The organism is Pseudomonas yamanorum (assembly GCF_013386765.1).
In the GTDB taxonomy this organism is placed as follows: Bacteria; Pseudomonadota; Gammaproteobacteria; order Pseudomonadales; family Pseudomonadaceae; genus Aquipseudomonas; species Aquipseudomonas yamanorum_A.
Map to the genome: position 1 here is coordinate 281,760 of NZ_JACARE010000018.1, position 12,057 is coordinate 293,816.

General features: G+C 62.4%; 13 protein-coding genes. 3 read left to right on the forward strand and 10 right to left on the reverse strand.

Annotation, left to right across the window (positions count from 1 at the left end; translation table 11 throughout):
- Positions 1–64: 64 nt before the first annotated feature.
- Positions 65–988, forward strand: coding sequence for a type VI secretion system-associated lipoprotein TagQ (tagQ, locus tag HX875_RS14590; RefSeq protein WP_010168230.1), 924 nt, complete (start codon positions 65–67; stop codon positions 986–988).
- Between the two features lie 125 nt (positions 989–1,113).
- Positions 1,114–1,494, forward strand: coding sequence for a hypothetical protein (locus tag HX875_RS14595; protein ID WP_010168229.1), 381 nt, complete (start codon positions 1,114–1,116; stop codon positions 1,492–1,494).
- A 120-nt stretch (positions 1,495–1,614) separates the two neighbouring features.
- Here the strand turns inward: HX875_RS14595 and HX875_RS14600 are convergent, their stop codons facing one another.
- The 9 genes from HX875_RS14600 to exbB all read right to left on the reverse strand — a co-directional run bounded on the left by HX875_RS14600 (position 1,615) and on the right by exbB (position 10,240).
- The gene (locus HX875_RS14600) at positions 1,615–3,015 is read right to left on the reverse strand and encodes an aminoacyl-tRNA deacylase and HDOD domain-containing protein (protein WP_177043705.1); all 1,401 of its coding nucleotides are present in this window, start codon (positions 3,013–3,015) and stop codon (positions 1,615–1,617) included.
- 78 nt (positions 3,016–3,093) lie between these two features.
- Positions 3,094–5,169: an ATP-dependent DNA helicase RecG gene (gene recG, locus HX875_RS14605; protein WP_177043706.1), complete on the reverse strand. Its 2,076-nt coding sequence runs from the start codon at positions 5,167–5,169 to the stop codon at positions 3,094–3,096.
- An 8-nt stretch (positions 5,170–5,177) separates the two neighbouring features.
- Positions 5,178–6,098, reverse strand: coding sequence for a hydrogen peroxide-inducible genes activator (locus HX875_RS14610; RefSeq protein ID WP_003213305.1), 921 nt, complete (start codon positions 6,096–6,098; stop codon positions 5,178–5,180).
- 113 nt (positions 6,099–6,211) lie between these two features.
- On the reverse strand, positions 6,212–6,742 hold the full coding sequence (locus tag HX875_RS14615) for an iron transporter (protein WP_177043707.1): 531 nt from the start codon (positions 6,740–6,742) through the stop codon (positions 6,212–6,214).
- A gap of 19 nt (positions 6,743–6,761) precedes the next feature.
- Complete coding sequence (locus HX875_RS14620) at positions 6,762–7,580, reverse strand: FTR1 family iron permease (protein WP_177043708.1); 819 nt, start codon at positions 7,578–7,580, stop codon at positions 6,762–6,764.
- 3 nt (positions 7,581–7,583) lie between these two features.
- The gene (locus tag HX875_RS14625) at positions 7,584–7,919 is read right to left on the reverse strand and encodes a cupredoxin domain-containing protein (RefSeq protein ID WP_177043709.1); all 336 of its coding nucleotides are present in this window, start codon (positions 7,917–7,919) and stop codon (positions 7,584–7,586) included.
- Positions 7,920–8,087: 168 nt separating this feature from the next.
- Positions 8,088–8,837, reverse strand: a complete 750-nt coding sequence (locus HX875_RS14630) for a TonB family protein (RefSeq protein WP_177043710.1) — start codon at positions 8,835–8,837, stop codon at positions 8,088–8,090.
- The gene (gene exbD / locus HX875_RS14635; RefSeq protein ID WP_017476711.1) at positions 8,834–9,259 is read right to left on the reverse strand and encodes a TonB system transport protein ExbD; all 426 of its coding nucleotides are present in this window, start codon (positions 9,257–9,259) and stop codon (positions 8,834–8,836) included. The genes HX875_RS14630 and exbD overlap by 4 nt, the downstream gene beginning before the upstream one ends.
- A gap of 6 nt (positions 9,260–9,265) precedes the next feature.
- The gene (gene exbB / locus HX875_RS14640; protein WP_177043711.1) at positions 9,266–10,240 is read right to left on the reverse strand and encodes a tonB-system energizer ExbB; all 975 of its coding nucleotides are present in this window, start codon (positions 10,238–10,240) and stop codon (positions 9,266–9,268) included.
- A gap of 189 nt (positions 10,241–10,429) precedes the next feature.
- On the opposite strand from exbB, the gene HX875_RS14645 reads away from it, so the two are divergent.
- Complete coding sequence (locus HX875_RS14645) at positions 10,430–11,281, forward strand: SDR family oxidoreductase (protein WP_177043712.1); 852 nt, start codon at positions 10,430–10,432, stop codon at positions 11,279–11,281.
- Positions 11,282–11,286: 5 nt separating this feature from the next.
- Here the strand turns inward: HX875_RS14645 and HX875_RS14650 are convergent, their stop codons facing one another.
- Positions 11,287–12,021: a hypothetical protein gene (locus tag HX875_RS14650; RefSeq protein ID WP_177043713.1), complete on the reverse strand. Its 735-nt coding sequence runs from the start codon at positions 12,019–12,021 to the stop codon at positions 11,287–11,289.
- Positions 12,022–12,057 lie beyond the last annotated feature (36 nt).

Genomic DNA, 12,057 nt, shown 5'->3' on the forward strand with positions numbered 1-12,057 from the left:
TTGGAAGGGACTCAGGCGGCGGTGGGCCGTGCTGGGCAAGTCAAACTTAAAAGAGAACACACCTATGCTTTTTTCCCGTAAGGCGGTTTCCAAGCGTCATCTGCTGTTGATCGCTGCCGGTTTCAGCACTGTGCTGACCGGTTGCGCAACGTCGCCGACCTCCAAGGTCGCCTCGACCACCAAGGTCGAGTACTACCCGAACTGCTACGAGCCGGTGCAGCACCTGCGCGCAACCGATTCGGACCTCACCAAGTCGGTCGTCACCGGTGCGGCTATCGGCGCCGCCGGTGGTGCACTGTTGGGCGCCCTGACCGGCGACTCCGACAAGCGCGGCCGCAATGCCGCCATCGGCGCAGCGGGCGGCGCCCTGGCTGGCGGTGCAGCGGGTTACTACACCGAGCGCCAGAAGCAGATCACCGATGACAACCAGCGCATCGCTTCCTACGCCACTGACGTCAACAAGCGCGCCTCCGACATCGACCGCAGCACCGCGTACGCCAAGGCGTCCCAGCAGTGCTACCAGAGCGCGTTCACCAAGCTGGTGGCTGACCGCAAGGCCAAGACCGTCAATGACGTTGAAGGCCGCAAGCGCCTGGCAGAAATTGTCTCCGGCCTGAAAGAGTCCAACGACCTGATCGTGGCAGTCAACGGCAAGGCCAGCGAAGACCTGAACAACTACACCCAGGCTTACGAGCAGGACCTGCAACAAGTGGGCGTACAACGTGCCGACGTAGTAACGGTTGCGACTGCCGATACCACGCCGGTGGTGACGCCAGCCAAAGGCAAGAAGCCGGTAAAAGTGGCGAAGAAGCCTGTGTTGCCAACCGTGCCGAAAGAAGCGGTCGCCACCGAGAAAACCATCCAGACAGCGCAGACCAAGCAAGCTGAAAGCAAGCAGGTCGCCAGCGCCGGTAAAGCGCAGATCGAAGGCACGTGCCGCGATCCAAACCTGGCGGACTGGGCTCCGGTTCCTTGCCCTAACGTCTGAGTGAAGTTGTTGCTATAAGCGTTAAACGCCAGCCGATCTCCTGCTAAAACGGGAGATCGGTAGCGTTATTTGCACAAATCGTTAAACTGCTGCGGCCACTCAATAATTACACTGAGGCCGTGTGCATGAAATTTCGTTTTCTTCTCTGGATGCTTGGCCTGTTGATGGGCAAAGCCAGCCGCACCAACCCTGCGTTCCAGCAGCAGTTGGGTGACAAGGACCTGGCGTTCCAGCTGCAAACCCTCGACGGCAAGGTTGCCCGTCACTTCATCGTCAAAGACCAGCGCATCACCAGCCGTTCGGGTGTTCATCCTGCGCCGGCGTTTGCCATTGCCTTTAAAGACGCCGCCTACGGCTTTGCCACGATGCAGGCGAAGAACAAGCAACTGGCGTTCATGACGGGGATTCAGGACAAGTCGATCCAGATCAAGGGCAACCCGGCGCTGGTGATCTGGTTCCAGGGGTTGACCAAGTATTTGAAGCCGAAGAAAAAGCCGAAGGCTTAAGACCGAGTTGAATTCATCGCAGGCAAGCCAGCTCCCACATTTGACCGCGTTTCTACAGGTAGAACTCGGTCAAATGTGGGAGCTGGCTTGCCTGCGATAGAGGTATCACAAGCGCCAGAATTATCCCTGGCTGAACTGGGATGCCAACTCCCGCAGCAACGTTTCCGCATCCAGCACTTTGGCCACCACATCCTCCGCCTTGTCCCGCGTTAGCCCCAGGCGCTCAAGCAGTTCGTCCGGGATCTCTTCATCCGGCCCGGAACCGATACCACGACTGCGCAACAGGCGCACGGCCAGGCACACCAGGTTCGGGTACTCAGCATATTGCCCGTCGTAGGTCGGGTCGTGCTGGAAGCGCAGGGCGGTGGACAGTTCGTCCGGCATGTCCCAATAACGCATCAGCCACGCACCAATCTGCTCGCGGCTGATACCCAGCAGATGCTGCTCGATGTAGCTGTGGCACAGGTGCGGGTTGACCTCCAGGTGCCGGCAGATCAGCGAAAAGTGCGGCGGGAACACGTGGGCCAGCAACAAGTAGCCAAAGTTGTGCAGCAGGCCGGCGAGGTACGTCAGGCCGGCTTCCGGGCGCTGGGCGCGGGGCATGGCACGGGTCAGGCCTTCGATCACGGCGGCGGTGTAGATCGACTGGTGCCAGTACGGAGTGGCCTGTTGCGGCTGGTCCTTGGGCAGGCTCAAGGTCTTGCCCAGGGCCAGGCCCAGCGCAAGGTTGATCACCAGATCAAAGCCCAGCACGCGGACGATGGCGTCTTCCACCGAACGGATCTTGCCCGGCGAAGCGTAGTAGGGCGATGCCGCCCAGCTCACCACTTGGGCGGCCAGGGCCGGGTCGGTTTCCACCACACCGGTGATGTCGTCGATGGTGGCATTGGGGTCGACCCGCAGCTTGATGATCTTTTGCGCCGTGTCGGCCAGCGGTGGAATCTCGATGGTCGCTTCCAGGCGCTGCTGGATACGGCGGGCGGTGAACGCCTGCATCGCCTGGGTGATTTCCTCGCGGTCGTCGTTGGGGCGATCAAGGTTTGGCCGGATGCTGCTCAGCGGCTCGCCGAAGCTGGCGGCGCTGGCCTTGGTCAGCATGCTCTTGAAGGCGTCGCTGGAAATCTCCAGCAGCAGCCCCGCCTCACCCGAGTGCACCAGCACGGTGGGTTCACGCAGCAGGCTTTCTTCGTACAGGCACGGGGAGCTGGTCAGCGGCGGCAGGCCGGGCAGCAGGCTCAGGCTGTGTTTGCCAAGCATGCGTTCGAGGCGCTCGGGGGACACGGCCGTGAGGCGCCGGCCGGTCAGTTCGGCCAGACGATTGAGGTCCAGCAATTGGTTCTGCGGAAACATCACCATGAGTGCACCCACGGCATCATCGAGCAGCACTGCCTGAACCTTTTGCGCCGGGTTCAGGCCAGGCCGTTCGGCAACTTCCGTGTAGCTGATGGCGAGCTTTGCAAGCAGCGTCCGAATCACCGAGGGGGCGGTCGGTGGGGCTGTGGCGAGGGCAACTTCTGACATGGCCTGAATCCAATTTCCTACAGTCATTGGAGTATAACCAGCTTGATACAAGTGAGGGTTGTCTAAGTGAGTCAGCCGTCACACTTGGCCGTATTGCTGCCCATGTCGAAGCCAGCGGTCCAGCAATGGGCTGACATGTTCCGGCCAGCGCTCGATCAACGCCTGGGCGGCGTCGCGTACGGCGGGCAGCAGGTCGGCGTCGCGCATCAGGTCAGCCACCTTGAATTGCAGCAGGCCGGTCTGGCGGGTGCCGAGCATTTCGCCGGGGCCGCGCAGTTCGAGGTCTTTTTCAGCGATCACGAAACCGTCGTTGGTTTCACGCATGATCCCCAGGCGCTGGCGGCCGATCTGTGACAGCGGCGGGTGGTACAGCAGCACGCAATGACTGGCGGCGCTGCCCCGGCCCACGCGACCACGCAATTGGTGCAGTTGCGCCAGGCCCAGGCGCTCGGGGTTTTCGATGATCATCAGGCTGGCGTTGGGCACGTCGACGCCGACTTCGATCACCGTGGTAGCCACCAGCAATTGCAGGTTGCCGGCCTTGAACTCGGCCATCACCGCGGCTTTTTCCACGGGCTTCATGCGGCCGTGAATCAGCCCGACCTTGAGTTCGCCCAACGCACTGGTGAGGTCTTCGTAGGTGGTTTCGGCGGCCTGGCAGGTCAGCTCTTCGGATTCTTCGATCAGCGTGCACACCCAATACGCCTGGCGGCCTTCGGCACAGGCGCCGCGTACCCGTTCGATCACCTCGACCCGGCGGGTGTCGGTGACCAGCACGGTGTTGACCGGCGTTCGGCCCGGCGGCAGTTCGTCGAGGATCGAGGTGTCGAGGTCGGCGTAGGCACTCATGGCCAGGGTGCGCGGGATCGGCGTGGCGGTCATGATCAGCTGGTGCGGGCTCATGCGGCCGCCCACGCCTTTCTGGCGCAGGGCCAGGCGCTGCTGCACGCCGAAGCGGTGCTGTTCGTCGATGATCACCAGCGCCAGGTTCTTGAATTTCACTTCGTCCTGGAACAGTGCGTGAGTGCCCACCACCATCGGGGCGCCGGCGGCGATTTGTTCCAGGGCGGCTACGCGGTTCTTGCCCTTGAGCTTGCCGGCCAGCCAGGCGACTTCCAGGCCCAGGGGTTCGAGCCAGCGCTTGAAGGTGATGAAGTGCTGTTCGGCGAGAATCTCGGTGGGCGCCATCAGCGCCACCTGATAGCCGGCTTCGAGAGCTTGCAGCGCGGCGAGGGCGGCGACCACGGTTTTACCCGCGCCCACGTCACCCTGGATCAGCCGCAGCATCGGCTCTTTCTGGCTCAGGTCGTAGGCGATTTCATTGCCGACCCGCTGCTGGGCGCCCGTCGGTGCAAACCCCAGGTTGGCCAGGTATTGCGCAGGCAGGCGCTTGGCCTTGGGCATGGCCGGCGCGCGCAGCGAACGCATGCTCTCGCGCAAGCGTTGCTGCGACAGTTGGTGGGTCAGCAGTTCTTCGAACGCCAGGCGATGTTGGGCCCAGTGATGACCGAGGGCCAACTCGTCGACGTCGGCGTCGGCGGGTGGGTGATGCAGGTAACGAATCGCATCATCCAGCGGTGCCAGTTGGTAGTCGCGCGCCAGTTCCTGAGGCAGCCAGTCGGGCAGGCTTTTGGGTCCGAGCATCGTCAGGGTTTGCATGCACAGCTGGCGCAGGCGCTGTTGGGTCAGGCCTTCGGTGAGCGGGTAGATCGGCGTGAGGGTGGTGTCCACCGGCGGCGGCTCGTCGCCGGTAATGGCGCGGTATTCCGGGTGGTAGATTTCCAGCCCCGAAGCGCCGGGCCGGGCTTCGCCGTAGCAACGCACGCGGGTGCCCCGCTTGAGGCCTTCCTTCTGGGCGTTGCTGAAATGGTAGAAGCGCAGGCTCAGGCCGCCGGTGCCGTCTTGCAGGCGCACGACTAAACTGCGGCGTTTGCCCATCACCACGTCGGCGCCGCTGACGGTGCCTTCGACCACCGCGTCCTGCCCGGGACGCAATTGGCCGATGGGCACCACGCGGGTGCGGTCCTGGTAACGCAGGGGCAGGTGGAACAATACGTCCTGGAGATTTTCCAGGCCGACCTTGGCCAATTTCTCGGCCATGGCCTCCCCGACACCCTTGAGTGCCGTCACCGACACCTGCGACAGCTCAGTCATACCGTTACTTAGCTCGCAGCAGGCGGCTTGGCCACCGAACACAGGCGGATCGAGTCGGCGAGGATTTCAATCGCTTTCGGGCGTGGGAAGCTCGCGCGCCAGGCAATCGCCACGGTGCGGAACGGCACCGGCGGCGTGAGTGGGCGCACGGCGATCACGCCTGGGGCGTAGTGATGGCTATCGACCGCCGACAGCGGCAGGATCGAAATGCCCAGGCCGGAGGCGACCATATGCCGAATGGTTTCCAGGGAGCTGGATTCCACGGTGGTGTGCTTGGCGCCGTCGTTGCCCTTGGTCAGGGTCGGGCAGGCTTCCAGTACCTGGTCGCGGAAGCAGTGGCCTTCGCCCAGCAACAGCAGGCTCTTGTCGTTGAGCAGGCCCGCGTCGATGGTGTCTTTCTGCGTCCAGGGGTGGGACGCCGGCATCAGCACGTAGAACGGCTCATCGTAGAGTGGCAGGGTCAGCACGTCTGCCTCGTTGAACGGCAGGGCGATGATGATCGCGTCGAGCTCGCCGTTGCGCAGTTTGTCGCGCAGCACGTGGGTGAAGTTTTCTTCGATATACAGGGGCATCTGCGGCGCGACGCGGTGCAGTTGCGGAATCAGGTGCGGGAACAGGTACGGGCCGACGGTGTAGATGGCGCCGACTTTCAGCGGTGCGGTCAGCTGGTTCTTGCCGGCCTGGGCCAGTTCGCGAATGCTTTGGGCCTGTTCCAGGACCTTCTGGGCCTGGGCGACGATGCCTTCGCCCACGGGCGTGAGGCGCACGGCGCTCTTGCTGCGCTCGAAAATCAGCACACCGAGTTCGTCTTCAAGCTTCTTCACACCCACCGACAGCGTCGGCTGGCTGACGTGGCAACGCTCGGCCGCGTGGCCGAAGTGCTGCTCTTGGGCGAGGGTAACGATGTAGCGTAATTCTGTAAGAGTCATAGCGGGCGTCCATGAGGTTGCGGGCCAAGCATACCGGCTGCAATCGATAGACGCACGTTATCAGACAGCATGGGGTTTACGACACCTGGTAATCAGGTGTCGCGCTCATGCTTTCAGGTTTGCGGGTATTTGAAGGTGAAGGTTTTGGTGAACGGGCCCCACCATTCCGGTACGCCGGTTTCCTTGTCCACATGGTGGAAGAAGCCTTTGATCTGCGGGCTTTCATAGCGCAATACCACGGTGTAGGTGCCGGGGCCGTCCATTTTCACGTTGTTGGCATAGTGGGCGCCGTCTTTGGCCACCATCGGCAGCAAGGTGCCGATTTCCTTGTAGTCGGGCGAGCCCTGCTTGACCAGCGAGTAAGTGATGGTCAGGTAGGGCACCCACTCGCCGTTGGACAGGCCGTACTTGTTGTCGGCGGTGGCGTGCACGTCCGTCTCAAGGTGCACCGAGTCCTTGCTCATTACCATGCCCGGTGGCATGGGGGCCATTTCGATGCCGACCAGATAGGAGGAGGCGATTTCCATGTCGTTGACCTGGACCGGTCCGCCAATCGGGTACTCGCGGGCTTGGGCCAGGGAGGATGCGGCCACGGCACTGACAAGTACCAGTGCGGCGGCCAAGGGGTTGCGCAGGTGTTTCATGGTGGGGCTCCTAGGGCAGTTAGCGTGATTGCGTCGGACGTGAATGCAGCAAGCGGTTACCCAGCACCAGGAGCGCGAGGGTGACGAGCCAGGCGACCAACTGGACCCCCAGCGGCCGGTCGGTGTAGCCCACCAGCGCAGTCAATGCGCGGCCGGTGAGGCTGCCATCGGACACCAGCCAGGAGGTGTCCCAGAGTTGGTAGCCCCAGGCGGGAATCAGGTCGATACCGGCGAGGATCGCAGCGGCCCGACCGGCCATGCCGGCGGCGAGCAAGGCAATCATCCAGCCGGTAATCGAGAACAGGCGCTTGAGGCTGATGGCGACCAGCCCGCGGTACATCAGCCAGGACAGCGCGGCGCCGGCGGCGATGCCGAGCACGCCGCCGGTCAGCATCGACAGTGGGTCCGCCTGGCTTGATGCAGCGATGCCATAGAGGAACAGCACGATTTCCGAGCCTTCGCGCAGCACGGCCACGGTGATCACCACGGCCAGGGCCCAGAGCGATTTTTCGCCAGTGAGTACCGCATTGCCCGCGCTGCGCAGTTGGGTTGCCAACTCGCGACCGTGGCTGGCCATCCACAGGTTGTGCCAGCCCAGCATCACGACGGCGACCACCAGAATGGCCGCGTTGAAAATTTCCTGGCCGAAGCCTTGCAGCGCCTGGGTGATTGCGCCGGTAAAGAGCGCGAGGATGCCGGCGCCCAATACGCCGGCCGCGATCCCGCCGCCGATAAACAGTCCGCGCCTTGCCAGGCCTTGGGTGGCGGCCATCACGATGCCCACCACAATCCCGGCTTCCAGTACTTCACGAAACACGATCAACAGACAGGCCAGCATGGCTTACTCCTTGGCCGCGACGGCAGTGACCGTGCCTTTGGCCTGGTCCGGGTGGTAGTCATCGAAGAAGGTGTAGGTGCCGGGATGCAGCGGGCCTGCAAACACCGTCACGGTGTTACCGGGGACGATGATTTTTTCGAATTTCATGTCGTAGCTTTCGAACTCATCGACGCTTTCGTCATGGCTGGTGAGTTGAATACGAAAGCGCTCGCCGGCCGGTACCTCGAAACTTGAGGGGCTGAAGGTGTGGTTTTGAATGACCAGGGTGACCAGCTGATCCGCATGGGCTGCGACGGGAAAAGCCAGTAGGAGGAGAGCCAGCCGGGCAAGGTTGGGCATGCCGAATGTCCGCTAATGAGAACTATTCGCGGATGATTGGCTTTGTCTTTAAATGTTACAAGTGAAGATGGAGTTAGGTGGCGGCCTGTTCAACCGTGGTTCAGGTTGCGGTGGCGCAGGGGGGAAGGAACAGCAGCCGTGGGCACCCGAGAGTGCCCACGGTGAGGATTACCGGCGACGTTTTTCGATGTTGTAAACGAACGGTGCAACGATCTCGATGCTGCCGCCTTTCAACATGTCGGCCGGCGGCTTGGGCAGCGGCTGGGCACGACGGATCATGTCGAGAGTCGCGCGGTCGAGGTCGGCGTTGCCGGAGCGGCCCACCAGTTCGTAGGACAGCACGTTGCCATCGGCATCCACCACGAAACGCAGGCGGTTCAGGCCTTCCTTGCCGCGTGCCTGGGCACTTGCCGGGTACTTTTTATACTTGGCCAAGTGGCCGAGCAGCGTGCTTTCCCAGGTGGCCTTGGCCGCGATCTGCTGCGGCGAAGGGCCCGGTTGAGGCTGGGCGGATTTCTCCGTAGGCGCGTTGTTCTGCGGAGTTTCGCTCGGCGGCTCTTCGGAAGGTTTTTCCTTGGGCGGATCGGGCTTCTTCTCTACAGGCTTGGGCGGCTGCGGTTTTGGCTTGGGCTTGACCGGCTTTGGCACCTGGATCGTCGGCTTGGGTGCTTCCGCCAGTTTCGGCAATGGCAGCTCTTCCACCGGCGCGGGCGGTTGCGGCGGCGTGATCACCTTCGGCGGGGCCGGAGGTGGTGGCGCCGGCATCGGTGCCAGGTCGATGACCATGGCCGCCGGTGGCAGTTGGACCATATGTGGCGCCGACCACTGGAGCGCGATGATGATCGCGACGGCGTGGACGCCCAGCACGACGGCGAGGCTGGTGCCATAACGCGTCAGTTTGTGGCGCGTCGTGATCATTTCTTGGCTGCCGTCTCAAGTCCGACCAGGCCTACCTTGAGGTAACCGGCTGCCCGCAGGGCATCCATCACGCTCATCAGGTCGCCGTAGTCCACGCCCTTGTCGGCCTGGAAGAAGATGGTCGTGTCTTTCTTGCCCTGGGTCTTGGCGTCGAGCACCGCGCCCAGGGTTTCGGATTTCACTTCTTCTTCGCCCAGGAACAGACGCTGGTCCGCCTTGACGCTGAGGAATATCGGCTTCTCTGGCCGCGGCGCAGGTTTCGCGCTGGAGGCAGGCAGGTCGACCTTGATGTCCACGGTAGCCAATGGTGCGGCCACCATGAAGATGATCAGCAGCACCAGCATCACGTCGATAAACGGCGTGACGTTGATTTCGTGGTTCTCGACGAGCTCGTCGTCGCCTTGATTCAAATGCAGGCCCATGGCCGATTACCCCACTTTCACCATGTGCGGTTGCGAGCTGCGCTCGGTAGGCAGGTGATCGAGGTCACGGCTGACCAGCAACAGGACTTCTGCCGAAGCGTCGGACACCTGGGCCTTGTAGCCGGCGATCGAACGGGCGAAGACGTTGTAGATGACCACCGCAGGAATCGCGGCAACCAGGCCCAGTGCGGTTGCCAGCAGGGCTTCGGCAATGCCGGGCGCCACGACGGCGAGGTTGGTGGTCTGGGTTTTGGCGATGCCGATGAAGCTGTTCATGATGCCCCACACGGTACCGAACAGACCGACGAAGGGCGCGGTGGAACCGATGGTTGCCAGCACGCCGGTGCCGTTGCTCATGTTGCGACCGCAGGCGGCAACCAGGCGCTCCAGGCGGAAGCTGACGCGTTCCTTGATGCCTTCTTTTTCACGGCTGTTGGCCGACAGGCGCATCTCTTCGAGTGCGTCGTGAACCAGCAGGTGCGCCAGGGTTCCCTTCTTCGCCGCGCTTTCGCTGGCTTCTTTGAGGGTGGTGGCTTTTTTCAGGTGGACGATTTCAGTGCGCAGGCGACGCTTGGCGCCCAGCAGCTCGAAGCCCTTGGCGATCCAGATGGTCCAGGTGATGATCGAGGCGATGGCCAGGCCGATCATCACGATCTTCACGATGATGTCAGCGTTCTGGTACATGCCCCAGGGCGACAGGTCGTGGGCCATGCCCAGGCTGTTGTCTTCTTCCAGCACGACGCCGGTCTCGTCAGCCGGTGCGCCTTCGGCGGCGAGGGCAGGGTCGGTGGCAGCCGGTGCGGCAGCCGGAGCAGGAGCATTTTGCTCGTGGGCTGGCGCGGTGGCAGCAGGCGCAGTGTTGTCGGCGAATGCGGCGGTCGGTGCCAGCAGAACGCTGAACAGCACTGCAGCAATCGCACGCCAGGCGCGGGACGGGCTGTGAGGCTTGGTTGGCGAAGCGGGGGATGTATTGCGTGTCATGCTGGCCGGACCTGAGAGAAAAAATGAGTGGTTGTCCTTCCAGACCTGTAACGGGTCGAGGACAAAAGGGCGGTTATTATTGCAAGTAATTCTTGTTAACAGAAGCAATACGGATACTTTATTTGTCGTTTTGCTGGCCGCTGGTCATCTGCGGGGGCTAATCTTGACCTTTGAGAACGGAGTTTTGTGATGTCTGCGCCTTCTGTGGTGATTGCCGGTTGCGGCGATGTCGGTAGCCGTCTGGCCACCCAATTGCTGGCCCAGGGCTGGGAGGTTCATGGCCTGCGCCGGGATATCTCGCGCCTTCCCAAGGGGGTTATCGGGATTGCTGGCGACCTGTTCAATGAAGACTGCCCCGACACCTGGCCGGTGGGCGGTGTGGATTACCTGGTGTACTGCGCGGCGGCCACCGATCACGACGAGGCCGGCTATCGCGCCGCTTACGTGCAAGGGTTGCAGCATGTGCTGGAGTGGTTGAACGACTACGGCCAGGAGCCTAAACATCTGCTGTTTGTATCCAGCAGCAGTGTGTACGGGCAGCAGAATGGTGAGTGGGTCGACGAAAACTCCGAGACCCAGGCGGGCGGTTATTCCGGGCAAGTGATGCTGGAAGCCGAGCAAGTGGCATTGAATAGCGGCATTCCCGCCAGCGTCGTGCGCCTGACCGGTATCTATGGCCCCGGCCGGGAATGGCTATTGAGCCAGGTGCGCCAGGGTTATCGTGTGGCGATTGACCCACCTTTATATGGCAACCGCATCCACGCGGATGACGCTGCGGGTTTGCTGGCGTTTTTGCTGCAACACGTGGAGCAGGGCGGTGTGCTGGATAAATGCTACATCGGCGTCGACGACGCGCCGGCACCGTTGGCCGAGGTGGTGGGCTGGTTACGCGAATACCTCGGCGTGACCGAATGGGCCGAGAACGCCAGCGTGCGTCGGGCCGGCAGCAAGCAATGCAGCAACGCCCGGGCCAAGGCGCTGGGCTGGGTGCCACGTTATCCCAGTTATCGCGAAGGGTATGCGGCCATTCTCGAGGGTTGATGGCGTCACTGTTTTTCCAGCAGCCACTGGCGTGGCCCTGGAGTGAGCTGGGGGATTTCGTCGGGCCGGGACAGGTTGATCGCCTGGAGAATTTCCAGCCGTTTGCCGTAGCGGACGAAAATCCACCCGTCTCCGACATCGCCCTTGCCCAGGTAGAGCGTGTCATTGCCTGCGCCCTGGGTGGCGCAATCGCCGCCCAGACACAGCTCGTACCGGTCGTTTTGCGCCAGGCCCGACACGCTGCCATCCGCCTTGAACACTACGATGTTGCCGGTGCCTTGGCCTTCAATGATTTTCCACTGGCCGCCCATATAGGCTGAGTTCAGCGCCTGCCTGAAGGTTGTGCCCCACTTCGCTCCCGCCGAAGCTGGCGGTTCAGGGCGTCTAAACACTTGCCCGGCATAACGCTCTGTGGCGAGTTGGATCAACTGTTTGCCATCCGATTGAAGCTCGTCGGTGCCATGGCCGTTGTAGTCGACGGTCCATAGGTCCGGCGCCTTCGGCAACAATTGGCCCTCGCCGAGCTCGAACGCATTGCTGACTTGCGCCTTGCCGCTTCGGGTGTCGATGTTCCATTCCAGGTTCAAACCGTGGGCATCGATGGCTCGCAACAAAGGCCGGCCTTGGGCGGCTGAATCGATGGCGGCCTGATTGATCCACAGCCCGCTGATGTCGGTTGTTGGTGGCGTATGGGTGCAGCCGCCCAGCAGGATCAGGCTAAGGACAAGTAATGTACGCATGGCGGCAATCCCTGGACGGTAAAAACCATGGGGCCC